The organism is Kitasatospora sp. NPDC002040 (genome assembly GCF_040296785.1).
Lineage (GTDB): Bacteria > Actinomycetota > Actinomycetes > Streptomycetales > Streptomycetaceae > Kitasatospora.
Genome location: NZ_JBEOXV010000003.1, coordinates 112,090 through 138,421 on the forward strand (window position 1 = coordinate 112,090; position 26,332 = coordinate 138,421).

Annotated in this window: 22 protein-coding genes and 1 tRNA gene; 15 read left to right on the top strand and 8 right to left on the bottom strand. The window is 72.7% G+C overall.

Annotated elements, in window-relative coordinates; all coding sequences use genetic code 11:
* Window positions 1–120: 120 nt before the first annotated feature.
* A complete protein-coding gene (locus ABT118_RS10805) occupies window positions 121–1,575 on the top strand; it encodes a polysaccharide biosynthesis protein (protein WP_350657843.1) in 1,455 nt (484 codons plus the stop codon).
* 133 nt (window positions 1,576–1,708) lie between these two features.
* On the opposite strand, the gene ABT118_RS10810 is transcribed toward ABT118_RS10805, so the two are convergent.
* The 3 genes from ABT118_RS10810 to ABT118_RS10820 form a co-directional block, all read right to left on the bottom strand.
* On the bottom strand, window positions 1,709–2,203 hold the full coding sequence (locus tag ABT118_RS10810) for a MarR family winged helix-turn-helix transcriptional regulator (protein ID WP_350665003.1): 495 nt from the start codon (window positions 2,201–2,203) through the stop codon (window positions 1,709–1,711).
* Window positions 2,204–2,285: 82 nt separating this feature from the next.
* Window positions 2,286–3,026, bottom strand: coding sequence for a TetR/AcrR family transcriptional regulator (locus ABT118_RS10815; RefSeq protein WP_502884521.1), 741 nt, complete (start codon window positions 3,024–3,026; stop codon window positions 2,286–2,288).
* On the bottom strand, window positions 3,023–3,985 hold the full coding sequence (locus ABT118_RS10820) for an acyl-CoA desaturase (RefSeq protein WP_350657888.1): 963 nt from the start codon (window positions 3,983–3,985) through the stop codon (window positions 3,023–3,025). The genes ABT118_RS10815 and ABT118_RS10820 overlap by 4 nt, the downstream gene beginning before the upstream one ends.
* A 181-nt stretch (window positions 3,986–4,166) precedes the next feature.
* On the opposite strand from ABT118_RS10820, the gene ABT118_RS10825 reads away from it, so the two are divergent.
* The 6 genes from ABT118_RS10825 to ABT118_RS10850 all read left to right on the top strand — a co-directional run bounded on the left by ABT118_RS10825 (window position 4,167) and on the right by ABT118_RS10850 (window position 8,979).
* A tRNA-Gln gene (locus tag ABT118_RS10825) sits at window positions 4,167–4,237 on the top strand.
* A 148-nt stretch (window positions 4,238–4,385) separates the two neighbouring features.
* On the top strand, window positions 4,386–5,828 hold the full coding sequence (glmU, locus tag ABT118_RS10830) for a bifunctional UDP-N-acetylglucosamine diphosphorylase/glucosamine-1-phosphate N-acetyltransferase GlmU (protein WP_350657912.1): 1,443 nt from the start codon (window positions 4,386–4,388) through the stop codon (window positions 5,826–5,828).
* A gap of 203 nt (window positions 5,829–6,031) precedes the next feature.
* On the top strand, window positions 6,032–7,009 hold the full coding sequence (locus tag ABT118_RS10835; RefSeq protein ID WP_350657925.1) for a ribose-phosphate diphosphokinase: 978 nt from the start codon (window positions 6,032–6,034) through the stop codon (window positions 7,007–7,009).
* Window positions 7,010–7,266: 257 nt separating this feature from the next.
* Window positions 7,267–7,851, top strand: a complete 585-nt coding sequence (locus tag ABT118_RS10840) for a 50S ribosomal protein L25/general stress protein Ctc (RefSeq protein WP_350657938.1) — start codon at window positions 7,267–7,269, stop codon at window positions 7,849–7,851.
* Window positions 7,852–7,973: 122 nt separating this feature from the next.
* Complete coding sequence (gene pth, locus ABT118_RS10845) at window positions 7,974–8,549, top strand: aminoacyl-tRNA hydrolase (protein ID WP_350657954.1); 576 nt, start codon at window positions 7,974–7,976, stop codon at window positions 8,547–8,549.
* A gap of 148 nt (window positions 8,550–8,697) precedes the next feature.
* Window positions 8,698–8,979 carry a hypothetical protein gene (locus tag ABT118_RS10850; RefSeq protein WP_350657966.1) on the top strand — a complete coding sequence of 94 codons (282 nt, stop codon included), beginning with the start codon at window positions 8,698–8,700 and terminating at the stop codon, window positions 8,977–8,979.
* 64 nt (window positions 8,980–9,043) lie between these two features.
* Here ABT118_RS10850 and ppc read toward each other — a convergent pair whose 3' ends face one another.
* Entirely contained in the window at window positions 9,044–11,839 is a 2,796-nt protein-coding gene (gene ppc / locus ABT118_RS10855; RefSeq protein WP_350657980.1) for a phosphoenolpyruvate carboxylase, read from the bottom strand.
* Window positions 11,840–12,057: 218 nt separating this feature from the next.
* Between ppc and ABT118_RS10860 the strand changes: the two genes are divergently transcribed.
* A complete protein-coding gene (locus tag ABT118_RS10860) occupies window positions 12,058–13,341 on the top strand; it encodes a sensor histidine kinase (RefSeq protein WP_350658003.1) in 1,284 nt (427 codons plus the stop codon).
* On the opposite strand, the gene ABT118_RS10865 is transcribed toward ABT118_RS10860, so the two are convergent.
* The 3 genes from ABT118_RS10865 to ABT118_RS10875 form a co-directional block, all read right to left on the bottom strand.
* The gene (locus tag ABT118_RS10865) at window positions 13,253–14,353 is read right to left on the bottom strand and encodes an acyltransferase family protein (protein WP_350658011.1); all 1,101 of its coding nucleotides are present in this window, start codon (window positions 14,351–14,353) and stop codon (window positions 13,253–13,255) included. The genes ABT118_RS10860 and ABT118_RS10865 overlap by 89 nt on opposite strands.
* A 115-nt stretch (window positions 14,354–14,468) precedes the next feature.
* Entirely contained in the window at window positions 14,469–14,981 is a 513-nt protein-coding gene (locus ABT118_RS10870) for an SUKH-3 domain-containing protein (protein WP_350665015.1), read from the bottom strand.
* A 15-nt stretch (window positions 14,982–14,996) separates the two neighbouring features.
* Window positions 14,997–15,449 carry a YwqJ-related putative deaminase gene (locus ABT118_RS10875; RefSeq protein ID WP_350658028.1) on the bottom strand — a complete coding sequence of 151 codons (453 nt, stop codon included), beginning with the start codon at window positions 15,447–15,449 and terminating at the stop codon, window positions 14,997–14,999.
* A 272-nt stretch (window positions 15,450–15,721) separates the two neighbouring features.
* On the opposite strand from ABT118_RS10875, the gene ABT118_RS10880 reads away from it, so the two are divergent.
* The 4 genes from ABT118_RS10880 to ABT118_RS10895 are packed head-to-tail and all read left to right on the top strand — an operon-like array spanning window position 15,722 to window position 20,544.
* A complete protein-coding gene (locus ABT118_RS10880; protein ID WP_350658044.1) occupies window positions 15,722–16,885 on the top strand; it encodes a Gfo/Idh/MocA family protein in 1,164 nt (387 codons plus the stop codon).
* A complete protein-coding gene (locus ABT118_RS10885) occupies window positions 16,882–17,859 on the top strand; it encodes an NAD-dependent epimerase/dehydratase family protein (protein ID WP_350658062.1) in 978 nt (325 codons plus the stop codon). The genes ABT118_RS10880 and ABT118_RS10885 overlap by 4 nt, the downstream gene beginning before the upstream one ends.
* Before the next feature lie 58 nt (window positions 17,860–17,917).
* On the top strand, window positions 17,918–19,066 hold the full coding sequence (locus ABT118_RS10890; protein WP_350658081.1) for a DegT/DnrJ/EryC1/StrS family aminotransferase: 1,149 nt from the start codon (window positions 17,918–17,920) through the stop codon (window positions 19,064–19,066).
* Complete coding sequence (locus ABT118_RS10895; RefSeq protein ID WP_350658089.1) at window positions 19,063–20,544, top strand: MBL fold metallo-hydrolase; 1,482 nt, start codon at window positions 19,063–19,065, stop codon at window positions 20,542–20,544. The genes ABT118_RS10890 and ABT118_RS10895 overlap by 4 nt, the downstream gene beginning before the upstream one ends.
* A gap of 32 nt (window positions 20,545–20,576) precedes the next feature.
* Here the strand turns inward: ABT118_RS10895 and ABT118_RS10900 are convergent, their stop codons facing one another.
* Entirely contained in the window at window positions 20,577–21,797 is a 1,221-nt protein-coding gene (locus ABT118_RS10900) for an RNA-guided endonuclease InsQ/TnpB family protein (protein WP_350658101.1), read from the bottom strand.
* 136 nt (window positions 21,798–21,933) lie between these two features.
* Here ABT118_RS10900 and ABT118_RS10905 point away from each other — a divergent pair, with 136 nt between their 5' ends.
* The 3 genes from ABT118_RS10905 (at window position 21,934) to ABT118_RS10915 (ending at window position 26,273) form a co-directional block, all read left to right on the top strand.
* A complete protein-coding gene (locus ABT118_RS10905; RefSeq protein WP_350658117.1) occupies window positions 21,934–23,034 on the top strand; it encodes a DegT/DnrJ/EryC1/StrS family aminotransferase in 1,101 nt (366 codons plus the stop codon).
* Window positions 23,035–23,154: 120 nt separating this feature from the next.
* A complete protein-coding gene (locus ABT118_RS10910; protein ID WP_350658132.1) occupies window positions 23,155–24,207 on the top strand; it encodes an SMI1/KNR4 family protein in 1,053 nt (350 codons plus the stop codon).
* Window positions 24,201–26,273, top strand: coding sequence for an SUKH-4 family immunity protein (locus tag ABT118_RS10915; RefSeq protein ID WP_350658141.1), 2,073 nt, complete (start codon window positions 24,201–24,203; stop codon window positions 26,271–26,273). Before ABT118_RS10910 ends, ABT118_RS10915 begins: the two co-directional genes overlap by 7 nt.
* Window positions 26,274–26,332: the final 59 nt, after the last annotated feature.

The following is a 26,332-nucleotide window of genomic DNA, read 5'->3' on the forward strand; positions in this document are numbered from 1 at the left end:
AGGTACCGACATCGTCAGGTCAGGGAATTCGGAGGACACATGTCGCCGTACAGCAATGCCGCACGCCTGAATGAACCCAACCGCCCACTCCCGGAAGGTGGTTCAGGTCTGCGTACGATCGTGGTCGGTGCCGGCTCGGCCGGGACGGCCCTCGTCCGCGACCTGGGCCGCACCCCCGACTTCGGGCTCCTCCCGGTCGGGCTGCTGGACGACGACCCGCTCAAGGCGGGTCAACTGGTCAGCGGGGCACCGGTACTGGGCACGCTGGCCGAGCTCACCGAACTCGCCGTCGAGCACCGGGCCCAGGTGGTGGTGCTGGCCATCCCCGGCCTGGCCCACCAGAAGGTCCGCGCCCTGGCCACCGCCGCCGCGGGAGCCGGAGCCGCGGTCCGCTACCTGCCGTCCTTCCTCTCCGCACTCCGCCGCGAGGTGGTCGGCTCCGACCTGCGCAGCCTGGACGTGAACCGGCTGATCGGCCGGCACGAGGTGCACGTGGTCTCCTCGGACGTCCGGGCCGTGATCGAGGGCCGCCGGGTCCTGGTGACCGGCGCGGGCGGCTCGATCGGCAGCGAGCTCTGCCGCCAGCTGCACGCCTTCAACCCGGCCGAGCTGTACATGCTCGACCACGACGAGTCCAATCTGCACCGGCTCCAACTGGACATCTGGGGCGAGGCGTTGCTCACCGACGACGCCCTGGTGATCGCCGACATCCGGGACCGGCCGAGAATCCAGCAGATCTTCCGCGACCTCAAGCCCGAGGTGGTCTTCCACGCCGCCGCGCACAAGCACCTGCCACTGCTGGAGCGCCACCCCTCCGAGGCGGTGAAGTCCAACGTGCTGGGCACCGACAACCTGGTCGAGGCGGCGCTGGCCACCGGCGTCGAGCGGTTCGTGCTGATCTCGACCGACAAGGCCGCCGACCCGACCTCGGTGCTCGGCGCCAGCAAGCGGCTGGCCGAGCTGATCGTGCAGGCCAACGCCCGGGACGCGCGCAACCTCGGGACGGGCGTCTTCTCGGCGGTCCGGTTCGGCAACGTGCTCGGCTCGCGCGGCTCGCTGCTCTCGGTACTGGCCGAACAGCTGCGCAGCGGCAGCCCGGTGACGGTCACCCACCCCGACGTGACCCGCTTCTTCATGACCATTGAGGAGGCGGTCGGGCTGGTGCTGGAGGCCGGCCGGATGGCGCACGGCGGGGAGGTGTTCGTGCTGGACATGGGCGAGCCGGTGCGGATCGTCGACCTGGTGCACAACTTCGCCCGGCAGGTGCAGCTGGAGGCGGAGGAGGTGGAGATCAGGTACACCGGCCTGCGGGCCGGTGAGAAGCTCAACGAGGCCCTGTTCTCCGAGGGCGAGGAACGCCTGCCCACCGCCCACGCCCGGATCTACGCCACCGTCGCCGACCACTCGGCCGGCCCGGAGGACCTGGCCGGCGGCCTGACCGGCCTCTACCAGGCCGCGGCGGGCAACTCCGACGCCGAGGTCCGCCGCCGGCTCGCCGAACTCCTCCCGGGCTACCACACCCCCGAGGCCCAGCCCGTCCCCGCCCTCAGCGCCCCCTACCCGGACGGCTTCTAGGCACACGATCAGCCACCAGGGGCCCGAGGAACGGCGGCGCCGACCTCAGGAGCGTTCAACGTACGTGTGCGGTCAGGCACTTTCGCCTGTTGCCCCGCCCGCCACGTAGCGTCGCCGTTCCCCGAGCCCCTGGTCAGCCGGCGCTGTCGAAGGGTGCCACCAGCTGGCGGAGCAGCCCCGCGAGCTCGGTCTGCTGGTGGCCCGTCAGTTCGGCGAGCAGGGCCCGCTCGTGGGCCAGCAGGCCGGCCAGCGCCTCGTCGGCGCGGTCGCGGCCGTCCTCGGTCAACCGGACCAGGACGCCGCGGCGGTCGTCCGGATCGGGCAGCCGCTTGACCAGCCCCTTGCCGGTGAGCCGGTCGATCCGGTTGGTCATGGTGCCGGAGGTGACCAGGGTCTGGGTGAGCAGCTGGCCGGGGGAGAGCTGGTAGGGGGAGCCGGCCCGGCGCAGGGCGGTCAGGACGTCGAACTCCCACGGCTCCAGGCCGTGCTCCGCGAAGGCGGTGCGGCGGGCGCGGTCCAGGTGCCGGGCGAGCCGGCTGACCCGGCTGAGCACCTCCAGCGGGGACACGTCGAGGTCGGGGCGCTCACGGCGCCATGCAGCGACCAGCCGGTCGACCTCGTCCTCCATGTGGATCAGTGTAGCCACGGGTGTGTCGATATGAAGCCTCTTGACGTCAAGACTTCCCCCGTGAACAGAGCGCACACAGTGGTCAGAGCTGCCGGTCCCCGACCAGCTTGGGGTGCCGCTCCATTCCCTCCAGGCCGTGCCAGGCCAGGTTCACCAGGTGCGCGGCCACCTCGGCCTTGCCGGGCCGGCGGACCTCCAGCCACCACTGGCCGGTGAGCGCGACCATGCCGACCAGCATCTGCGAGTACATCGGTGCCAGCCGGGCGTCGAAGCCGCGCGACTTGAACTCCAGGCCGAGGATGTCCTCGACCTGGACGGCGATGTCGCTGATCAGCGAGGCGAAGCTGCCGGTGGACTGGGCCACCGGCGAGTCCCGGACCAGGATCTTGAAGCCGTCGGTCGAGGTGTCGATGTAGTCCATCAGGGCGAAGGCGGCCTGCTCCAGCAGCTCGCGCGAGTGCCCGCCGGTCAGCGCGCCGGTGACCATGTCGAGGAGGAGCTGCATCTCGCGGTCGACCACGACCGCGTACAGCCCCTCCTTGCCGCCGAAGTGCTCGTAGACCACCGGCTTGGAGACGCCCGCCCGTTCGGCGATCTCCTCGACCGAGGTGCCGTCGTAGCCGCGCTCGGCGAAGACCGTCCGGCCGATGTCGAGCAGCTGCTCGCGCCGCTGCTTGCCGGTCATCCGGACCCGGCCGGGCTTGGTGGTACGGGCGGGGGCGGCGGACCGGGTACGGGCGGTCTCCGCTCGTCTGGTCCGACCGTCCGTGGTGTCTCCGTTGCTCCCGTTCACCCTTACATCATGCTGCAGGCGTCGGGTCATGCGGTGCGGCGGGCGGCGATCCGCTCCGCGTCCGGCCACCGCACATCCTTCGCCCAGCCCGCCTGTTCGAACCAGCGGATCAGTCGGGCGGAGGAGTCGATCTGGCCGCGCAGCACGCCGTGCCGGGCCGAGGTGGGGTCGGCGTGGTGCAGGTTGTGCCAGGACTCGCCGCAGGACAGCACCGCCAGCCACCAGACGTTGCCGGACCGGTCGCGGGACTTGAACGGGCGGGAGCCGATCGCGTGGCAGATCGAGTTGATCGACCAGGTGACGTGGTGCAGCAGTGCCACCCGGACCAGCGAACCCCAGAAGAAGGCGGTCAGCGCGCCCTGCCAGGACATCGAGACCAGGCCGCCGACCAGCGGCGGGATCAGCATCGAGACCAGGGTCCAGACCCAGAACAGCCGGGAGATGGTCCTTATGGCGGGGTCCTTCACCAGGTCGGGCGCGTACTTCAGCTGAGGGGTCTGCTCCTCGTCGAAGAGCCAGCCCATGTGGGCCCACCAGAGGCCCTTCATCAGCGCGGGCACCGACTCGCCGTAGCGCCAGGGCGAGTGCGGGTCGCCGTCCTTGTCGCTGAACCGGTGGTGCTTGCGGTGGTCGGCCACCCAGCGGACCAGCGGGCCCTCGATCGCCAGGCTCCCGGCGATCGCCATCGCGATCACCAGCGGGCGCTTGGCCTTGAACGAGCCGTGGGTGAAGTAGCGGTGGAAGCCGACCGTGATGCCGTGGCAGGCGACGAAGTACATCACCGTGGCGATCGCCAGGTCGGTCCAGCCCAGGCCCCAGCCCCAGGCCACCGGCACGACGGCCAGCAGGGCCAGGAAGGGCACTCCGATGAAGAGGCCGAGCGTGATCCGCTCGGCGAGCCCCTGCCGCTCGCCGCCCCGGGTGGCGGACAGCTGGGTGGCGGCGACGGCGTCGGCCCCGGGAGGCGCTTCGCTGGCCTGGATCGTCATGGGTGTCCTTGAGGGAAGGGGCTACCTACGTAGCCGTAACCTACGGCATCGTAGGTAATGCCGCCCCGGTTGGGAAGAACGTGTCGGGAACCGCCAGGGGCCCCTCAAGGTGGTGGATGTGCGGGCCCGTACCCCGTAGGCTGTGGACCGCGTGCCGGGGGACCGGCACGGCACTGCTCCTTCCCGGATCGTCTAAGGGCAGGACAGCTGGTTTTGGTCCAGCTTATGGGGGTTCGAATCCTCCTCCGGGAGCCTTCACGGCGGCCCCCGGACCGCCCGGGCGGTCCGGGGGCCGAGTCGTGTCCCGGCTAAGCTCGGGGCAGCCCGGGCGCGGCCGTGCGGAGTGCCGCCCCTCCGGGCGCCCTCCCCTCTTCCTGCGCCGAACCGAGGAGCCTCCCGCGTGAGTGCCAACAACCCTGCTGCCGTGATCGTGCTCGCCGCCGGCGGCGGGACTCGGATGAAGTCCAAGAGCCTGCCCAAGGTGCTGCACCCGATCTGCGGTCGCACCCTGGTCGGCCACGCGGTGGCCGCCGCCCAGGAGTTGACGCCGGATCGGCTGCTGGTGGTGGTCGGCCACCAGCGCGAGCTGGTCGAGGCGCACCTGGCGGAGTACTACCCCGGCGTGCGGACCGCCGTGCAACTGGAGCAGAACGGCACCGGCCACGCGGTGCGCACGGCGCTGGCCGCGCTGGCCGCCGACGGCGAGCAGCCGGACGGCACGGTGGTGATCACCACCGGCGACGCCCCGCTGCTCACCGGTGCCACGCTGGCCGCCCTGGTGGCCTCGCACGCCGCCCAGGGCAACGGCGTCACCGTGCTGACCGCGGTGGTGCCGGACTCCACCGGCTACGGCCGGATCCTGCGGGACGGGGCGGACGCGGTCGCCGCGATCGTCGAGGAGAAGGACGCCACCCCCGAGCAGCGCGCCATCGCCGAGATCAACTCCGGTGTGTTCGCGTTCGACGCCAAGCTGCTGGCCGAGGCGCTGGCCCAGGTGACCACCGACAACTCGCAGGGCGAGGAGTACCTCACCGACACCCTCGGCATCCTCCGGACGGCGGGCCACCGGGTGGGTGCCGTGGTGGCGGCCGACTACCGGGACATCCTCGGCATCAACGACCGGGTCCAGCTGGCCGAGGCCCGCCGGATCCTGAACTCCCGGCTGACCGAGCGGGCGATGCGCGAGGGCGTCACCGTGGTCGACCCGGCCACCACCTGGATCGACGTCCAGGTCACCTACGAGCCGGACGCGGTGCTGCTGCCCAACACCCAGCTGCACGGCGCCACCCACCTGGGGGAGGGCTGCCAGGTCGGTCCGAACTCGACCCTGACCGACACCCTGGTCGGCGCCGGCGCCACTGTGAGCAACGCCACGGCCATCGGCGCCGAGATCGGCGAGCAGGCCGGCGTCGGCCCGTACGCCTACCTGCGCCCGGGCGCCAGGCTGGCCCGCAAGGCCAAGGTCGGCACCTACGTGGAGATCAAGAACTCCGAGCTCGGCGAGGGCGCCAAGGTGCCGCACCTCTCGTACATCGGGGACGCCACGATCGGCGCGCACACCAACATCGGCGCGGCCTCCGTGACGGTCAACTACGACGGCGTGAACAAGCACCGGACCACCATCGGGGCCCACTGCCGCACCGGTTCGGACAACATGTTCATCGCCCCGGTGAGCGTCGGGGACGGTGCCTACACGGCGGCCGGCTCGGTGATCATCAGCGATGTGCCGGCCGGTGCGCTCGGGGTCTCCCGGGCCCCGCAGCGCAACATCCCGGGCTGGGTGGAGCGCAAGCGCCCCGGCACCGAGTCGGCCCGTGCGGCCGCCGAGGCCAACGAGGCCTGAGCGGCCCGCTGGGGATCTTGGGGAGTGGGCCGGGGCGGACGCTTCGCGGCCCAGCGCGTAACCTGGAGTACATACGTGCGCCACTGGGCTCCCTGGCCCGTGTCTTGGGCGTACTCCCCATCCCCCGTTGACCTCCCACCCCGGCCACGCCGGGGTGCGGCGCGGCGGGTTCATGTGCGTCAGCAACACGAGGAGACGGTGCAGTGAGCGGGATCACGACGTCGGGTGAGAAGAAGCTCAAGCTCTTCTCCGGCCGTGCCCACCCCGAGCTGGCGAGCGAGGTGGCGGCGGCTCTCGGGACCGAGCTGGTGCCCACCAAGGCGCTGGACTTCGCCAACGGTGAGATCTACGTCCGCTTCCTGGACTCCGCCCGAGGCGCGGACTGCTTCGTGATGCAGAGCCACACGGCTCCGATCAACCAGTGGATCATGGAACAGCTCATCATGATCGACGCGTTGAAGCGGGCCTCGGCCCGGAGCATCACGGCGATCCTGCCGTTCTACGGCTACGCCCGGCAGGACAAGAAGCACCTCGGGCGCGAGCCCATCTCGGCCCGCCTGGTGGCCGACCTGCTGGCCCAGGCCGGCGCCGACCGGATCATGGCCGTGGACCTGCACACCGCGCAGATCCAGGGCTTCTTCTCCGGCCCGGTGGACCACCTGTTCGCGCTGCCGCTGCTGGCCGACTACGTGGGCCGGAAGGTCGACCGCTCGAAGCTGACCATCGTCTCGCCGGACGCCGGCCGGGTGAAGGTCGCGGACCAGTGGTCGGACCGCCTCGGCGCCCCGCTGGCGATCATCCACAAGCGCCGCGACATGACCCAGGCCAACACCATCCTCTCCGCCGAGGTGGTCGGTGACGTTAAGGGCCGGGTCTGCGTCCTGGTCGACGACATGATCGACACCGCCGGCACCATCTGCGCCGCCGCCGACGCGCTGTTCGACAACGGCGCCGCGGACGTCATCGTGGCCGCCACCCACGGTGTGCTCTCCGGCCCGGCGGCCGACCGCCTGAAGAACTCCCGGGTCAGCGAGTTCGTGTTCACCAACACCCTGCCGACCCCGCAGGAGCTCCAGCTGGACAAGGTGACCACGCTCTCGATCGCCCCGTCGATCGCCGCCGCGATCCGCGAGGTGTTCGAGGACGGCTCGGTCACCAGCCTGTTCGAGGGCGTGCACTGACCCCGCATCACCTCCTGATCGGCCCCCTGCGCCCCCGGGCGCAGGGGGCCGATTTCGTGGTTGACGAGCCGTGCGGTTAGACTCGTGAGACTGCTCGGCGAGGGATGCTGCGCGCCCATTCGGTGCCGTCTCCGTGATCGACGCGCTGCTGAGAACCATTCAGCCGTCGTCTGCCGTCGAGCTAATCCCCCAAGTATTTGAGGGTGTGGCTTCGGCGGTTTTCGCTTGTCTGCACCCGTTTTCTATGAGGAGCAGACGTGTCCGAGATCCGCCTTGCCGCCGAGTCCCGCACCGAGTTCGGCAAGGGTGCCGCCCGTCGCGCCCGTCGCGCCGGCTTCGTCCCCGGTGTCGTCTACGGTCACGGTCACACCCCGGTCCACCTGAACCTGCCGAGCCACGACCTGATGATGGCGCTCAAGACCCCGAACGCCCTCCTGGTCGTCCCGATCGAGGGCAAGGACGAGTACGTCCTCCCCAAGGCCGTGCAGCGTGAGGCCATCAAGCGCACCATCGAGCACGTCGACCTCCTGCTGGTGAAGCGCGGCGAGAAGGTCACCGTCGAGATCCCGGTCCTCACCGAGGGCGAGCTCGCCGCCGGTGGCAACCTGCTCGAGCACGTGCTGAACGCCCTCCCGGTCGAGGCCGAGGCCACCCACCTGCCCGAGAACGTCACCGTCTCGGTCGCGGGCCTGGAGGCCGGTGCCTCCGTCCTGGCCAAGGACATCACCCTGCCGGCCGGCACCGTGCTGGCGATCGACGGCGACACCGTCGTGCTGCAGGTCATCGGCGCCCAGGCCTCGCAGGCCGACGCCGACGCCGAGGCCGCGGCCGCCGAGGCCTGAGCCCCACCCGCTGCCTGACCGCTGCCCCGGCCGCTCCACTCGGAGTGACCGGGGCAGCGGTGCGTCCGGGATGATGGCTGAACCAGACAGGTGCCGGAGGGTCCAAGAATGAGGAGCGGTACATGAACGACTACGACGGTCCCTGGCTGGTCGTCGGCCTCGGCAACCCCGGCGACGAGTACGCCCGGAACCGGCACAACATCGGGTTCATGGTGGTCGACCTGCTGGCGCAGCGGATCGGCGCCAGGTTCAAGACCCACAAGAGCCGAGCCCAGATCGCCGAGGGCCGGATCGGTGGCAAGCGGGTCGTGCTGGCCAAGCCGATGACCTTCATGAACCTCTCCGGCGGCCCGACCACCGCGCTGCGCGACTTCTACAAGGCGCCCACCTCGGCGCTGGTCGCCGTCCACGACGAGCTGGACCTCGACTACGCCGCTCTGCGGCTCAAGCTCGGCGGCGGCGACAACGGCCACAACGGGCTGAAGTCGATCACCAAGTCGCTCGGCCCCGACTACCACCGGCTGCGCTGCGGGATCGGCCGCCCGCCGGGGCGGATGGACGTCGCGGACTTCGTGCTCAAGGACTTCTCCTCGACCGAGCGCAAGGAGCTGGACTGGTTCGTGGACCGGTCGGCCGACGCGGTGGAGGCCCTGCTCACCGAGGGCCTGGAACGCGCACAGGGCACGTACAACTCCTGACGGTCCGTCAAGAGACCGCGCCGGGTTTGGGCAACGGTCGTACAACGCTTGCTTGATCGTTCCTCAATCCGTGTGGGAACGACCCGTCCGATCGGATAACGTCAGGCCCGTACGCAGGGTTGAGGGGTTGGAACTGGGGGTAAGGACCGTGATTCGGTCACAGCGCGTCCGTGTCGGACGTGTCGTCGGAGGTACGGCGCTGGCGCTGTCCGTCTCGGCGTTCGGTGCCTCGGCGGCGCAGGCCGCCGATCCGAGCGCGAAGCCGGTCGGGACGCCGGAGCCCGCCGCCGCGCAGTTCCCCGCGCCGGTCGCCGGGGAGCTGGGCGCCTCGTCCGGGCTGTACGCCGTGGGCGGCGGCCTGGTGGTGGTGGCGGGGGGTGCGGCGATGTGGCTGCGCCGCCGCAAGTCCGGCCGGGTGTCGGTGCACTGAGCGGGCGTCAGGAGACGACAGAGGGGCGGTCCGTGCGGACCGCCCCTCTTCACGTCCTGAACGGTCAGCCGGTGTTGCGCAGGCCGGCCGCGATGCCGTTGACGGTCAGCAGCAGCGCCCGGGCCCGCAGCGGGTCCTCGTCGCGGCCCTGGGCGACCAGCTCGCGCTGGCGGCGGAGCAGAGCGACCTGGAGGTAGGAGATCGGGTCGAGGTAGGCGTCGCGGACCGTGAAGGTCTGCTTCAACACCTCGTTGTGCTCCAGGAGTTCGCTCTCACCGGTGAGGCGGAGCACCTCCTTCAGGGTCAGCTCGTGCTCGGCCACGATCTGGTCGAAGACGTGGTGCAGCTCGGCCGGCACCAGCTGCTCGACGTAGTGCCGGGCGATCCGCAGGTCGGTCTTGGCCAGCGTCATGGCGACGTTGGACAGGAAGTTCTGGAAGAAGTGCCACTGACCGTGCATCTCCGCCAGCACGTCGCCCAGACCGGCCTCCCGGGCCGCCGCCAGGCCGGAGCCGACGCCGTACCAGCCGGGCACGATCTGCCGGGACTGGGTCCAGCCGAAGACCCACGGGATGGCCCGCAGCCCGTCCAGGCCGGCGCCCGAGTCCGGGCGGCGGGACGGGCGGGAGCCCAGGTGCAGCGAGGCCAGCTGGTCCACCGGGGTGGCCGCGAAGAAGTACTTCGGCAGGTCCTCCTGCTCGACCAGCGCGCGGTACGAGGTGTGCGCGGCGGCCGAGACCCGGTCCATCACCTGGTCCCAGCGGGCCAGCTCCTCGGGCGCCTGGCGCGGTGCGGTGTGCAGCGCGGAGGCGGCCAGGGTGGCCGAGATGGTCAGCTCCAGGTTCTCCCGGGCCAGCGACGGGAGCAGGTACTTGTCGGAGATCACCTCGCCCTGCTCGGTGACCTTGATCTCGCCCTCCAGGGTGCCCCAGGGCTGGGCCAGGATCGCCTCGTGCGAGGGGCCGCCGCCGCGGCCCACGGTGCCGCCGCGGCCGTGGAACAGCCGCAGCCGGATGCCGTACCGGTGCGCGACGTCGCGCAGCCGGCGCTGGGCCCGGTGGATCTCCCACTGGGAGGTGGTGATGCCGCCGAACTTGGACGAGTCCGAGTAGCCCAGCATCACTTCCTGGACGTCGCCGCGGAGCGAGACCAGCAGGCGGTACGAGGGGTCGGAGAGCATCTCGTCCAGGATCCGGTCGGCCTCCTGGAGCTCGTCGGTGGTCTCCAGCAGCGGCACGATGCCGATGGTGGCGATGCCCGCGTGCAGGTCGATCAGGCCGGCCTCGCGGGCCAGCACGGTGGCCGCGAAGACGTCGTCCGCGCCCTGGCACATCGAGATGATGTAGCTCTCGACGATCTCGTCGCCGAACCGCTCGAAGCCCTCGCGGATGGTGTTGAAGACGCCGAGCGTCTTCGTCCCGGCGGCGTCCAGCGGGGCCGGGGTGGGCGCCAGCGGGCGGCGCGAGCGCAGCTCCTTGGCGAGCAGCTTCTGCCGGTACTCGCGCGGCATGTCCGCGTAGCGCCAGGCCTCCTCGCCGAGCCGGTCGAAGAGCTGGCCGAGCGCGTGGTGGTGCGCCTCGGCGTGCTCGCGGACGTCCATGGTGGCGAGCTGGAGGCCGAACGCCTCCACGGTGCGGATCGCCCGGGCCAGCCGGCCGTCGGCGATCAGGCCGCCCCGGTGGGCCCGCAGCGAGTCCTGAATGAGCTTCAGGTCGGCGACCAGCTCGCGGGTGCCCAGGTAGTCCCGGCCCGGGACGTGCTGGGTGCCGGTCGAGAGCCGCTCGCGGGTGTTCTCCAGCTTGAGCCGGACGCAGGTGGCCTTGAGCCGGTACGGCTCCTCGGCGTTCATCCGCTTGTAGCGCGGGCTCAGCTCGGGCAGCAGCGCGAGGTCGGCGTCCAGCGAGGCGAGCAGCTCCTCCGAGGCGCCGGCCAGCCGGACCGAGGTGGAGAGCGAGTTGCGCAGGTCGTCGACGGCCGCCAGGGCGTCCTTGATGCCGTACTCGTGCTGGAGGTTGAGCACGTCCCAGGTGACCTGCGGGGTGACGTTCGGGTTGCCGTCCCGGTCGCCGCCGATCCAGGTGCCGAAGGTCAGCGGGCGGACGCCCTCGGGCAGGCTCAGCCCGACCCGGGCCAGCTCCTCATGCAGCTCCTCCAGTACCTCCGGGACGGCCTCGCGGTACAGCTCGTCCAGGTAGTAGACGGCGTTGCGGGCCTCGTCGGTCGGCTCCGGGCGGGCGATCCGCAGCTCGTCGGTCTGCCAGAGCAGGTCGATCACCTCGGCGAGGCGGCGGTCGGCCTGGCGCTTGGCCGAGCTGTGCCGGACCGGGTCGGTGGCCGAAAGGCCGGAGGCGGCGTGCTCGCGGTGGATCCGCTCCAGCAGCTCGCCGATCCGGCGCAGCTTGTTCAGCACCGAGCGGCGGGCCGCCTCGGTCGGGTGCGCGGTGAAGACCGGACGGACCGCCAGGTTCGCCAGCGTGTCGGCCAGGTGCTTCGGGTCGGCGTCCGCGAGCTGGTCGGCGGTCTGCGCCAGCAGCGAGCCGTCCTTGGCCCGGCGGGTGGCGAACTCGCGGCCGCGGTGCACCTGCTCGGTGACGTTCGCCAGGTGGAAGTAGGTGGAGAAGGCCCGGACCAGCTTGGCCGCGGTCTCCAGGTCGATGCCGGCGAGCAGTTCCGCGGTGGCCTCGCCGTCGGTGCGGCTGAGCAGGCGGACCTGCTCGACCAGGCCGAGCAGCTCGGCGCCCTCCTGGCGGACCAGGGTCTCGCCGAGCAGGTCGCCGAGGCGGCGGATGTCCGCGCGGAGCGCGGCGTTGTCGGCGATCGGCGTGGGGCTCTCCGCCGGAGTGGGGACCGGAGCGGTCACGGCTGGCTCCCTGTGGTGGTGGGGTTCGGCAACGGCTCTCGCCGCCCGGGTGCAGGCGGTGTGTGCGGACCGCGCTGTCCGACGCGACCAGCATAGGTGGCACCCGGTGCCGTCTCGGCGAGATAACCGCATGGCGGACACCGATCGCGGTTCCGGACCGGCCGGCCGGGCCGGGCACGGCCGGAGGCCGGTGCAGCCGGTGCCCTAGGCTGAGCCGCATGAGCAACTCGCCGGAGGGGGGCGGGCCGGGCCCAGCACTGTGGTGGTGGGGGCGGCGCCGTAGCGTGGTGCTGGATGTCGGACTGGCCGGGTTGGCCGGGCTGGAGTGTGCCTTCGGGGCGTACGTGACGGCGGCGCAGCAACTGCACTGGCCGTTCCCGGCCGCGCTGGCGGTGGCCGTGCTGGGCGCGCTGTCCGGCGCGACCCTGGTGGTGCGCCGCAGGTGGCCCGCGGTACCGATGGTGGTGGCGCTGGTCTTCGTACCGGGGTCGTTCGGCATCGTGCTGCTGATGGTCTCGCTGTACACGCTGGCGGCGACCTGGGAGTGGCCGACCAGACGGTGGCGGATGGTGGCGCTGTCGGCGCTGGCGTTCGTGGAGACGCTGGCCGTGGTGCTGTTCAGCATGCTGGCCCCCGAGACCGCGCCCGGTGAGGCCCCGCCCGGTGAACTCCCGCCGACCTGGGTGTTCGTGCTGATGGCGGTCATGATCGCGATCGGGGTGACGGTGCCCCCGGTGGTGACCGGGCTGTACCTGGGGGCCCGCCGCCGGCTGGTGGAGAGCCTCAAGGACCGGGCGCACGGCCTGGAGACCGAGCTCGACCTGCTGGCCGAGCAGGCGCAGGAGCGGGCCCGCCGGGCCCGGCTGGAGGAGCGGACCCGGATCGCCCGGGAGATGCACGACGTGGTGGCGCACCGGGTGAGCCTGATGGTGGTGCACGCCGGGGCGCTGGAGCGGGTGATCCCGAAGGACCCGGAGAAGGCGCAGCAGAGCGCCCGGCTGATGGGCGAGGTGGGCCGGCAGGCGCTGAACGAGCTGCGCGAGATCCTCGGGGTGCTGCGGATGTCGGAGGAGGCGGTGGGCGCCCCGGCGGGGCTGGCCGAGCTGACCCGGCTGGTGCAGCAGTCGGAGGCGGCCGGGATGCCGGTGACGCTGACGGTGAGCGGGGCCAGACGGCAGTTCGTGCCGGAGGCCGAGCAGACCGCGTACCGGGTGGTGCAGGAGGGGCTGACGAACGCTCACAAGCACGCCGGGGGCGCGCGGGTCTCGGTGCTGCTGGCCTTCGTGCCGAACGGCGTGCGGGTCGCGGTGCTGAACGACTGCCCGGGCGGGACGGAACGGGAGACCGTCCTGCCGAGCGGTGGCAACGGGCTGGTCGGCATGCGCGAGCGGGTGCTCGCGCTGGGCGGCAGCTTCAGCGCCGGGCCGGAGCCGGACGGGGGCTTCCGGGTGGAGGCGGTACTGCCGTCCCGACTGGCGGTCCAGCAGGCGCGGCTGACGTAGTGCCCGGCGGCCGGCGGAGCAGCAGCCGGGCGACCGGTGGCTGCACCAGCGGGCCGAACAGCCGGACGCTGAGCGGCAGGCTGAGCAGCACCGCCAGGCCGAGCGCGAAGGCGCCGTACACCGGCAGGGCGGTCCAGGCGTGGTGCAGGGAGCGGGCGTGGTAGACGCCGCTGGCCTGGAGCACCTTGAGCGGGAAGCCGTGCAGCAGGTAGACGTACAGCGAGGCGGCGCCGAGCCGGGTCCAGGGCAGCCGGCGGGCCGGGAGCAGGGCGAGGAAGGAGGCGGCGGCGACCAGGGAGAGCAGACCGAGGGCGGCCTTGACGGTCAGCCAGACCGGGTAGGCGACGCCGAGTTGGGCCGCGGTCTCGGTGTACTCGACCCAGGCGGAGTTCAGCAGCTTGGGGTAGGCCAGCCAGACCGCGGCGAACGCCGAGAACAGGCCGAACGGGGCGAGCGCGCGGACCGTCCGGTGGTGCAGCAGTTCGAAGTGCCGCGGCCGCAGCACCAGCCCGAGCACGAACCAGGGCAGGAAGCCCAGGGTCCGGCCGAGGGCGAGCTCGGCCGGGTAGGCGTGCATCGCGCCGGAGCCGGCCGCGACCAGCACGGCGACCGGCAGCGGGTGCCGCAGGGCGGTCCAGAGCGGGACGCTGAGCCGCCAGATCAGCAGTGAGAGCAGGAACCAGGTGAGCCAGCGCGGCTCCAGCAGCCGGATCGGCTGGAGCTCCTGTTCCAGCAGCATCCCGACCAGGTTGTAGAGCAGTTGGAAGACCAGGTACGGGACCGCGATCTGGGTGATCAGCCGCCCGCCGTCCACCTGCGGGCGGCCGGGCCTGGGCCGGGCGAAGTAGCCGCAGAGCACGATGAAGACCGGCATCGAGAAGGCCGCGATGGTCAGCACCACGGCGCCGACCGTGCGGTTCTGCTCCAGCAGCGGCATCCAGGTGTGGGCGCAGACCACCAGCGCGACGGCGGCGAACTTGGCGTTGTCGAAGAGCGGTTGGCGTTCCGACACGAATCCCCCTGCTGTTCTCCGCGAAAGCTCCACCATCGGGCTGGGGGTCAGTGTGGACTCAACCGGACTTCAGCGGCAGGGGATTGGCGAAAATGTCACGTACCGACCCGTACGGTCATACCGTCAGCGCGCGCAGCCGTTCGGGCTGCAGGCCGAGCACCAGGGTGGCCACCGCCGCGTCGACCGAACGGCCCAGGTACCACTCGCCGGTGTGGTCCAGGCTGTACACCCGGCCCTCCTCGTCGACGGCCAGCAGCGCCTGGCCGAACGCCTCCTCGCCGAGCGGGGCGACCCGGCTGCCCAGGGCCCGGCCCAGGTCCGCCAGCGTGCGCGGCTGGTGCAGCCCGCACCGCGGGTCGAGCAGGAACGGCGTCCGGGCGATCTCGCGGCCGGCCCCGGCTAGGTCGAAGGCCAGCCCGCCGAACTCGGCCCAGGCCTCGATCGCGGCCGGGAAGACCGCGTGCTGGACCCCGTCCGGGGAGCCGTGCGCGACCAGGGCGTCGGCCCACTCCTCGGCCTGCCGGATCTGCCAGCGGCCGGGGTGCCAGCCGGCCTGCTTGAGCGCGGCCGCGACATCGGCGGGAAAACGGGGCTGGGTACGGAGGGCGGAGTTCAGCGGGGGCTCCAGAGGGACGGGCGGAGATCAGGAGGAGGTGGGGCCGACGGCGACGCTGGCCACCTGGAGGTGGCCGAGCAGCGGCTCGCAGGAGCGGCACGGCGGTGCGTGGGTGCCGTGCGCCGGGTCGCCCTCCTCACGGATCCGGACGGTGGTCAGCCGCGAGCCCTTGAGCGCCTTGCGGGCGTCGTGCAGGGTGAGCGGCTTGCGGGCGGAGCGCTTGGACCGGGTGGTGTCCACCTCGCTCAGGAACCGGGACAGCAGCTCCGCCTCCGGGCAGCGCCCGACGAACCGCTCGCGCTGCTCGTCCGGCAGCGCGGCCAGGAACTCGTCGACCAGCGGGTGCAGCTCGGGCAGCCGGTCGGGCTTGTGCCCGGCCAGGGTGTGCACGGTGCCGTTCTTCAGCGACAGGGCGGCGGCCATCGCGGGCAGCAGGCTGTCCCGGTGGTGGCGCAGCGTCGGCGCTCCGGTCTCCTCCATGGGCACTGCTCCTCACTTGGGTCGTGGCCGCCTCCGACAGTAGGGGTCCAGCGTGCCAAACACCGCCGACACCCCGCACGTCGGGGGTCTGACCCGGTGTCGGCTGACCCGGTTTCACCATTCCCCCACGTTTTCCGTATTCGCCCCCCGCGCCCTGACGGCAGCCGATAGCGTTCCGGCAGCGGGCCGGGCCGACCGTGGGGGAGCGGGCCGTCCGCAGGGGCAGCCGGGGGCGATGGGGCCCACCGGTACCGAGCAAGGGGGGTCTTGCGATGACGTCGTCCGGAGAGCAGGCGCACGAGGCGCCCGGAGAGCACGTACCGACACCGGGGGTGCCCGAACCGAGGGTCGCCGAGCGGATCGGCATGGCCGTGGTCGGGGCCGGCTACTGGGGACCGAACCTGGTCCGGAACGCGCAGCAGACGGCCGCACTGCGGCTGCACTGGCTCTGCGACCTGGACGAGGCCAGGTCCCGGCGGGTGCTGGGGGAGTACAGCACCGTCAGGTCCACCACCTCGTTCGAACAGGTGCTGGCGGACGAGCGGGTGCAGGCGGTCGCGATCGCCACGCCCGCCGCCGCGCACTACAAGCTGGTCCGGGCCGCGCTGGAGGCGGGCAAGCACGTCCTGGTGGAGAAGCCGATCACCACCTCCGCCGACGACGCGGCCGAGCTCTGCGAGCTGGCCGAGGCGCGCGGGCTGGTGCTGATGTGCGACCACACCTTCTGCTACACCCCGGTGGTGCGGCGGATCAGGGAGCTGGTGCACGGCGGGGAGCTCGGCGACATCCAGTTCTTCGACTCGGTGCGGATCAACCTCGGGCTGGTCCAGCCCGACGTGGACGTGCTCTGGGACCTGGCCCCGCACGACCTGTCGATCCTGGACTTCGTGCTGCCGCCGGGCGTCGAGCCGGTCGGGGTGAGCGCCCAGGGCGCCGACCCGATCGGGGCCGGCCGGGCCTGCGTGGCGTACCTGACGGTGCGGTTGAGCAACGGCGCGCTGGCGCACTGCCACGTCAACTGGCTCTCCCCGACCAAGGTCCGCACCACCATGATCGGCGGCTCCCGCCGCACCCTGGTCTGGGACGACCTCAACCCGCAGGCCAGGCTGGCCGTGCACGACCGCGGGGTGGACCTCACCCCGCCGGACGAGCTGACCGACGCGATCCGGCACCAGGCGCTGATCTCCTACCGGGTCGGCGAGATGGTCGCCCCCGCGCTGGTCGAGCAGGAGGCGCTGCGCAACGTGATGGCGGAGTTCGCCGCCTCGATCACCGAGGGCCGGGCGCCACTCACCGACGGCCGGTCCGGCCTGCGGGTGCTGCGGCTGCTGCACGCCGCCTCGCGCAGCCTCGAACTCGGCGGCGCCACCGTCCCGGTGGAGTCCGCCGGCGACGTAGAACTGATCACTGCTCAGGAGAGGGCCACCGCCCGATGAACGCTGTCCCGATCGAGGGTTCCCGCTGCCTGGTCACCGGCGGTGCCGGGACCATCGGCTCGACCGTGGTCGACCAACTGCTCGCGGCCGGCGCCCGCGAGGTGGTCGTGCTCGACAACTTCGTCCGGGGCCGGATGGCCAACCTGGCGCACGCCGAGTCGATCGCGAAGCCCGGGCAGCTGCGGGTGGTGGACGGCGACATCCGCGACCGCGCACTGCTGCGCGAGCTGCTCGGCGCCGACACCGACCTGCTCTTCCACCTGGCCGCGATCCGGATCACCCAGTGCGCGGCCGAGCCCCGGCTGGCGCTGGAGATCATGGTGGACGGCACCTTCGACGTGGTCGAGGCCGCCGCCGAGTGCGGGGTGAAGAAGGTGATCGCCTCCTCCACTGCCTCGGTCTACGGGCTGGCCGACACCTTCCCGACGCCGGAGACCCAGCACCCATACCACAACGACACCCTGTACGGCGCGGCCAAGGTCTTCAACGAGGGCCTGCTGCGCAGCTTCCACGCGATGTACGGGCTGGACTACGTGGCGCTGCGCTACTTCAACGTCTACGGCCCCCGGATGGACGTGCACGGCCGCTACACCGAGGTGTTCATCCGCTGGATGGAGCGGATCAATGGCGGGGAGCCGCCGCTGATCTTCGGCGACGGGGCCCAGACCATGGACTTCGTGCACACCGAGGACATCGCGCGGGCCAACCTGCTGGCCGCCGCCGCCCCGGTCACCGACAAGGTCTACAACATCGCCACCTCCACCGAGGTCTCGCTGCGCGGCCTGGCCGACGCGCTGCTGCGCGCGATGGACTCCGAGCTGGACGTCGAGCACGGCCCGGCCCGGGGCACCGCCGGTGGCGTGGTCCGCCGGCTGGCCGACATCTCGGCCGCCGAGCGCGAGCTGGGCTGGAAGCCGGAGCTCGGCCTGGACGAGGGCCTGCGCCAGCTGGTCGCCTGGTGGCGCGAGCAGTAACCGGCCCGTCCCACCGCACCGTTGACCGTCTCGTACCGCCGCATCCGGGAGCAGCTCCGTGTCCACCACCCCCGTCCTGCCCCTCATCCCCGTGATGATCCCCTGGCTCGGTGAGGAGGAGGCCCAGGCCGCCGCCGAGGCCGTCCGCTCCGGCTGGGTGGCCCAGGGCCCCCGGGTCGCCGAGTTCGAGCGGGCCTTCGCCGCGTACCTGGGCGTGCCGCACGCCGTCGCCGTCTCCTCCTGCACCACCGCGCTGCACCTGGCGCTGCTCGGCGCCGGGGTCGGCCCCGGGGACGAGGTGGTGGTGCCCTCGCTCTCCTTCATCGCCACCGCCAACGCGGTCACCTACGTCGGCGCCGTCCCGGTCTTCGCGGACGTCGAGGCGGCCACCGGCAACCTGACCGCCGAGACCGTGGCCCCGCTGCTCACCGAGCGGACCAGGGCGGTGATCGCGGTGGACCAGGGCGGCGTACCGGTCGACCTGGCCGCGATCGAGGCCCTGGCCGGGCCGCGCGGCATCACCGTGATCGAGGACGCCGCCTGCGGGGCGGGCTCGCTGCTGCGCGGCCGCCCGGTCGGCAGCGGCGCGGTGATCGCCGCGTACTCCTTCCACCCGCGCAAGCTGCTGACCACCGGCGAGGGCGGCATGGTCACCTGCCAGGACGGTGAACTCGCCGCCCGGCTGCGGCGGTTGCGCGAGCACGGGATGAGCGTCTCGGCCGCCGACCGGCACGCCGCCAGCGGCGGGGCCGGGGTGGTCGAGACGTACGACGAGATCGGCTACAACTACCGGATGACTGACATCCAGGCCGCGATCGGCCTGGTCCAGCTCGGCAAGCTGCCCGCGATGGTGGCCCGCCGGCGCGAACTGGCGGACCGCTACCGGACCCTGCTCGGCCCGCTGGGCGAGCGGCTGGTGGCCGACCCGGCGCACGGCACCGGCAACTTCCAGGCCTGCTGGCTGCTGCTGCCCGAGGACGCGCCCGACCGCACCGAGGTGCTGACCCGGCTGGCCGCGGCCGGGGTGTCCGCCCGGCGCGGCATCATGGCAGCCCACCTGGAGGCCCCGTACAAGGACTCCGCCCGGGTGCCGCTGCCCAACACCGAGCTGCTGACCGGCCGTTCGCTGATCCTGCCGCTCTACCACACCCTCGCCGAGGACCAGCAGGACACCGTGGTCGGCGCGCTCCGGGCGATCCTCGGTTGACCGAGATCAGGCATCTCGGCCACGCGGGATTCGTGGTCGGGCACGCCGGTCTGCGCATCCTGATCGACCCCTGGTTCCACCCCGCCTTCCTGGACGCCTGGTTCCCCTACCCCGACAACCGGGAGCTGCTGCCCGAAGTGGTGGCCGGAGACTACGACTTCCTCTACATCTCGCACACCCACGAGGACCACTTCGACGAGCGGCTGCTCGGGCAGCTGGACCGGGACGTCACGGTGCTGGTGCCGCGGTTCCGCTCGCACGGCCTGCGCAAGCGGCTGAACCGGCTCGGCTTCGGCCGCCAGGTGCTGCTCGGGCACCGGGAGTCGTACCGGCTCGGCCCGGACGCCACCGCCACCATGCTGCTCGACACCAGCCACAAGGAGGACAGCGGACTGCTGCTCGACCTGGGCGGCTACCGCTTCCTCGACCTGAACGACTGCAACACCCCGATGTCCGAACTCCCGGACCGCATCGACCTGCTGGCCGCCCAGTACTCCGGTGCGATGTGGTACCCGAACGCCTACGACTACCCGGCCGAGGCGATGGCCGCCAAGACCGCCGCCGTCCGGGCCGACCTGCTGGACACCCTGGTCCGCAAGGTGAAGCTGACCGGCGCCCGGGCCTACCTGCCCTCGGCCGGGCCCGCCTGCTTCCTCGACCCCGGGCTGGACCGCTTCAACGACCGCGCCGCCACCATCTTCCCGCACTGGGAGGACGTCGCCGCGACCTTCGCGGACGCCTGCCCGGACACCGAGGTGCTCCGCACCGCCCCCGGCGACCCGGTCGACCGCCCGTCCGGGCCCGGCAGCTGGGCCACCGACCCGGCCGGCTACCTGGCCGCCTACCGGGAGCGGCGCCGGGACGAGTGGGAGGCCTACCACCGGGGCCCGGCCCCGGCAGTGGACGCCGCCGAGGTGGCCGAGCACTTCGACCGGCTCCAGCGGCTGAATCGGCCGCTGCTCGCCGACTACCGGCGCGACCTGCGGCTGGAGACCGACGGCACCGTCTGCGCCCTGCCGCTCGGCGAACTGGCCGAGCGGGTCGAGCTGGAGGACGAACCGGTCGACCCCGCCTACACCATCCGGGTCCCGGCCCGCGCGCTGCGCGCCGTGCTGGACGGCCGGGCCGGCTGGGAGGAGGCGCTGCTCTCGATGCGGCTCAGCCTGCACCGCGACCCGGACGTCTTCGACCTGACCCTGCTCAGCCTGCTCCGCTACGGCCACCAGCCCGCCCAGACCCGCCAGTTGGTCCGCGAGCGGACCGCCGCCGCCGAGCAGCTGGTGGAGCGGGACGGCCTGCGGTTCCAGCGCTACTGCCCGCACGCGGGCGAGGACCTGGGCCACGCCGCGATCGCCGACGGCGTGATCGAGTGCCCCCGGCACCACTGGAAGTGGGACGCCAGGACCGGCCGCTGCCTGGCCGGCGGCTCCCTGCCCCTGCTCGTCGAACACCTCTCCCTGGAAGGGCCTGTCGGTTGACTTCCTCGCCCACGTGAACGTGGGGATTCCCCTCAGTCTTGCGGCTGAGCCGTTGCGCGGGTGCGCGGCGGTGGGACCACTTCCTGCTTCATCGACGACTGCCCGCCCGGAGTGTTCCGTTGAGGTCTTACACCGTCTCCACAGGCCGACACCGCCAGTCCGGCGGCCAGGATGTTGCGAGCTGCGTTGACGTCCCGGTCGTGGGTCGTCCCGCAGTCGCACGTCCACTCACGGACATTGAGCGGCATCGTGCCGCGCATCGTGCCGCAGGCGGAGCACAGCTTGGAGGAGGGGAACCAGCGGTCGACCACGACCAGGTCCCGCCCGTACCAGGAGGCCTTGTACTCAAGCATGCTGCGCAGCTCGGACCAGGACGCATCGGAGATGGCGCGGGCGAGCCTGTGGTTCTTGAGCATGTTGCGGACCGGCAGATCCTCGATCACGACCGTTTGGTTCTCACGGACGAGGCGAGTGGTGAGCTTGTGCAGGAAGTCCCGGCGCCGGTCGGTGATCCGTGCGTGCAGGCGGGCGACCTTGAACCGGGCCTTGGCCCTGTTGTTGGAGTCCTTGACCTTGCGGGACAGCTCTCGCTGGGCTTTGGCGAGGCGTTCACGGTCCCGCCGCTCATGGCGGGGATTGGTGATCCTCTCCCCGGTGGAGAGGGTCACCAGACTGATGATCCCGGCGTCGATCCCGACGACCGCGTTGACGGACCCCGGCATGGCCGGCCGGTCATCGCAGAGCAGCGAGGCGAACCAGCGGCCCGCGCTGTCCTGAGAGACCGTGACCGTGGACGGCACCGCGCCCTCGGGAAGCGGGCGCGACCACACGACCGCCAGCGGCTGGTCCATCTTCGCCAGGGTGAGCATTCCGTCCCGGAGGCGGAACGCGGAGCTGGTGTACTCGGCGGACCGGCGGGACTTCTTCCGGGACTTGAACGTCGGGTACCTCGCCCGCTTCCGCCAGAAGCCGGCGAACGCCCCCTGCAGGTGCCGAAGCGCCTGCTGCAACGGCACCGACGACACATCGCGGAGGTAGGCCAGCTCCTCGGTCCTCTTCCACGCCGTCAGCATCGCCGACGTGGCGTTGTAGTCGACCCGCTCCTGACGCAGCGTCCACGCCTCGCTGCGAGCCTGCAACGCCAGGTTGTACACCTTCCGCACGCACCCGAACGTACGCGAAAGCACAGCTGCCTGCGCATCGGTCGGATAGAAGCGGTACTTGAACGCCCGCTTCACGGAAGTGGCACTCACACGTCACACGGTAATGCCCGTTTTCATCCCCGTACGACGATTGATCAGCTGCCGTGATGTCATCCCGCCTTTTTGGCGGCCTGCCTGCCCCTGACCCCTCTCCGGCTGAAGCCGGCGGTATCCACGGAGGTATCCGATGAACCCGATCCCGCTCGTCGACCTGCAAGCCGCCCACGCCGAGGTTGCCGAGGAGGTCCGGGTCGGCTTCGACCGGGTGCTGACCTCCGGCGCCTACATCAAGGGCCCGGACGTGACCGCCTTCGAAGCCGAGTACGCGGCCTTCTCCGGCGTCGCCCACGCGATCGGCACCGCCAACGGGACGGACGCGATCGAGATGGCGCTGCGCGCCCTCGAGCTGCCGGCCGGGGCCCGGGTGGTGCTGCCCGCCAACACCTTCGTGGCGACCGCCGAGGCGGTGTCCCGGGCCGGGCTCTACCCCGTCCTGGTGGACGTCGACCCCGACTCGCTGCTGATCGACCCGGCCCGGGCCGCCGAGGTCGCCGCCGACGCCTATCTGCCGGTCCACCTGAACGGCCAACTCGCGCCGGTGGAGCACATCCTGGAGATCGCCGACGGCCGCCCGGTGATCGAGGACGGCGCCCAGTCCCAGGGCGCCACCCGGCACGGCCGCCCGTCCGGTTCCTGGGGCGTGCTCGCCGCCACCAGCTTCTACCCCGGCAAGAACCTCGGCGCCTACGGCGACGCGGGCGCCGTGGTCACCGACTCGGCCGAACTGGCGGCAGCGGTGCGGGAGATCGGCGACCACGGCTCCAGCCAGAAGTACCTGCACGAGCGGTTCGGCTTCAACTCCCGACTGGACACCCTGCAGGCGGTGGTGCTGCGGGCCAAGCTGCGCCACCTGCCGGGCTGGAACAACGCCCGCCGGGCCGCCGCCGCCCGCTACCACCAACTGCTGGCCGGGCTGCCCGGGCTGACCCTCCCGGTCACCCTGCCCGGCAACGTGCACGTCTGGCACCTGTACGCGGTCCGGGTGGCCCGCGGCCGGGACGAGGTGTTCGCCGCCCTGCACGGGGCGGGCATCGGCGCGGGCGTGCACTACCCCGTCCCGGTCCACCTCCAGCCCGCCTTCCAGTACCTCGGCCACCCCGAGGGCAGCTTCCCGGTGACCGAGCGCGCCGCCGCCGAGATCCTCACCCTCCCGCTGCACCCGCACCTGACCGAGGACCAGCAGGCCTTCGTGGCCGAGACCCTGGCCAAGGCCCTCACCAGGGTCTGACGGAGCGGCAGCGGCCCGGGTGGTCCGCGTCCTGACCACCCGGGCCGGGGCCCCAGGGGCCCCGCCGCACCCCCTAGGCTGTCTGCAGCAATCGTCGTAGCAGCCAGTGGGGGCACCCAGATGACGACAGGTCGGCCCGGTACTGCCGCCGCGCCCAACGGGGCGTACGCGGGGCAGGTGGTGCAGTTTCCCGATCCGCTCCGGGCGGGCAAGTACCCGGCCGGGGTGCAGGTGGACGCCGCGGGGATGCCAGACTTCGGCCCGTACGCCGCGGCGGTGGCCGAGGTGGCCGACCCGCCGGACGGCTTCGGGGTGGACGAGCTGCGGCTGACCGACTACGTGTCGGCCAACGCCGCGCTGTACACCCAGGGCCACCCGCTCTGGGCCGACCAGGACACCGCCGTGGCGACCCCGCCCGGCTGGACCTGGCACCACGTCATGGGCCGGGCCGCCCCCGGCTGGCGGCGGATGGAGCTGGTCCCGGTCGAGGTCAAGGCACTGCTCCGGCACCACGGCGGCCTGGCCCACTCGGGCGCCGACCACGGCCGCCGGGGCACCAGGCCGCTGCAGGAGCATCGCCCCGCGCACTTCCCGCTGGCGCTGGACGGCGGCGACCCGCTGGCCGTCACCGAGGACCTGGTGCAGCGCGCCGAGCAGCGGCTCGGCCACCCGCTGCCGCCCGCCTACCGCGACTTCCTCAAGCTCGCGGGCGGCCGGGCCCCGGTCGGCGTCGCCCTGGACACCGAGCTCGGACTGCTGCTGGACCAGCCGTTCCTGACGCTCAGTGAGGAGTACGGCGTCCAGGACCTGGTGTACGCCAACAAGTGCCTGCGCGACCACCTGACCAAGGACTACCTGGGCATCGCGTACGTGCAGGGCGGCCTGCTGGCGCTGAAGGTGCGCGGCGAGGGCACCGGCTCGGTCTGGTTCTGCCTGTACGACGACGCCCGGGACGCCGGCGACCCGGCGGAGAGCCCCGAGCAGCGGGTGGCCAGGCTGCTGCTGCCGTGCGGGGCGGACTTCGACCAGTTCCTGCTCCGACTGGCGGGCAGCCCGCAGGAGTTGGAGACGGTGGCGGCGATGATGGTGGACGGCGGCTTCGTCCGCGCCGTCCCGGCGAACGTTCCGGTGAACGTTCCCGCGAACGGGGAAGGGGCGCAGCAGGCGTGGTGACGTACGCGCAGGCGCAGGAGCTGGCCGAGGACTGGATCAACGCCGGGGTGCCGCGATCGCAGCAACGTGAGGTCCGGGTACGGGAGTTCGACCTGGGCTTCGTCTGCTGGGCGGAGCAGCGGTCGGAGACCCCGTCGGCCGACCCGGGCTCGGCGCCCGGGCCCCGGCTGGTGATCGCCCGGGACAGCGGGGCCAGCACGCTCTGGCCCGCGCTGCCGGTGAACGAGGTGGTCACCCGGTACGAGGCCGCCTACGGCAGCCCGACCGAGCCCAACCCGGCGGGGGCGGCCAAGCCCGTGCAGGGCGCGGTCGAGGCCACCTCCTTCCTGCTCAGCCCGCCGCAGTGGCTCAAGGACGCGGGGGAGGCGGCCATCGCGGCCGAGAACGCCCGGCTCGGCGACCCGGCCGCGGCCGGGGGCCCGAGCCTGGCGAAGCCGTCGGCCGCGCCCGCAGCGCCTCCCGTCGCAGTGCCGCCTGCTGCAGTGCCGCCGCCCGCGCCGCCGGTGGCTCCGCCCGTGCCCGTGGTGGCCGGGGCGACGCCGACCGAGCCGGCGATGTACCTGCCCGGGCCCGGACCGGCCGACGGCCCGCCGACCCCGCCGCCCGCGGTGTTCACCGTGCCGCCCGCCTCCGGGCGCCCGGCCGGCGACGCCCCGACCATGCTCGCCCCGCCGCCGCCCGGGGCACAGCCCCCGGCGCCGCCCGGCGCCCCGTACGCGCCGACCCTGCTGGCGGCCGACGGCGTGCCGGGGCTGCACGGCCTGCCCGGTGGTCCCGTTCCGCCCGGTGCCACGCCGGCGCCCGGCCACCCGGCCGGCCCGCCGCCCCCGCCCCCGGTGGAGCTGCGCGGCCCGGCCACCCCGCCGCCGGGGGCCCGGCCGGCTCCCGGCCACGCCCCGAGCGCCCCGCCGCCGCCCCCGCCCGCCGAGCTGCGCTCGCCGCCGGTGCCGGGTTCGCTGCCGGTGCCCGGTGCGCCGCCGGTCGGCTACGGGTACCCGGACGCCGCCTCGCTGGGCGCCCCGGCCCCGGCCGTGCCCCCGGCGCCGATGCCCGCCCCGGTCCCGCCGCCGGTGCAGCCCGGGGTGCCGTCGATCGGCCCCGGCAGCAGCGCGGTGGTCCGCTACCGGGGCCCCGACGGCTCCGAGCAGACCCTGATCCAGCGCAGCGAGCCCGGCACCCCGCACCCGGAGTGGAAGGCGCTGCAGGAGCTGCGCCGGCTCAACGTGCCGCCGGACCAGGTGCTCGAACTCCACACCGACCTGGAGTGCTGCGACCTGCCGGGCGGGTACTGCCTGCGGATGGTCCGGGCCGCCTGGCCGAACGTCCGGCTCAGCCACACCGCGCCGTACGGCCGGGACCAGGCGGCCCGGCAGGCCGGCATGGCGGTGCTGCTGGACCACGTCGACCAGCTGCACCAGCTGGCCGCCGCCCCGCGGCGCCCCCGTCCGGTCCGGGCGCCGCTGCCGCATCCCGGTACGCCGTCCGGCGCGCCGGTGCCGCTGCCGCCGGCCGGGCCGCAGCAGCTGGCGGCCGAGCTCGGGCAGGTCTTCGGCCCGTCGGTGTTCCGGTTCGAGCAGCGCGCGGTCTCCCGGCAGGGTGTGCCCGAGCCGGTCGCGCAGACCCTGATGTGGGCCGGGCTGCCGCGCGACTTCACGCCGTTCTTCTGGGCCCAGGCCCAGGAGGGCCGGCCGATCCCGACCCTGGCCGAGCTGGCCGCCGAGCGGGGTCTGCCGCAGGGGCCCGACTTCGGCGGCTACCTGGTGCTGGGCAACGACTACGGCCGCCAGCTCTGCGTCCAGTACGGCACCGCCGCCGTGGTCGCGGTCGACCTGGAGAACGGCGGCGAGCCGCCGCGGTTCGTGAACACCGGTGTCCCGGAGTTCGTCCGCGCGCTCGCCCTGCTCGGCCGGATGTGGCGGCTGCGCTACGGCCTGACGCCTGATCAGGCGGGCCGCTGGACCACCGACTTCCAGGCCCAGCTGGCCGAGGTCGACCCGGCCGCGCTGCAGTCGCCGGAGACCTGGTGGTCGGTGCTGCTGGAGCAGTTCTGGGACGGACTGTTCTGACCGGTCCGACCGGGTGACCCTGGTGATCCCGGTCACCCGGACCGGGGTACGGCGCGCCC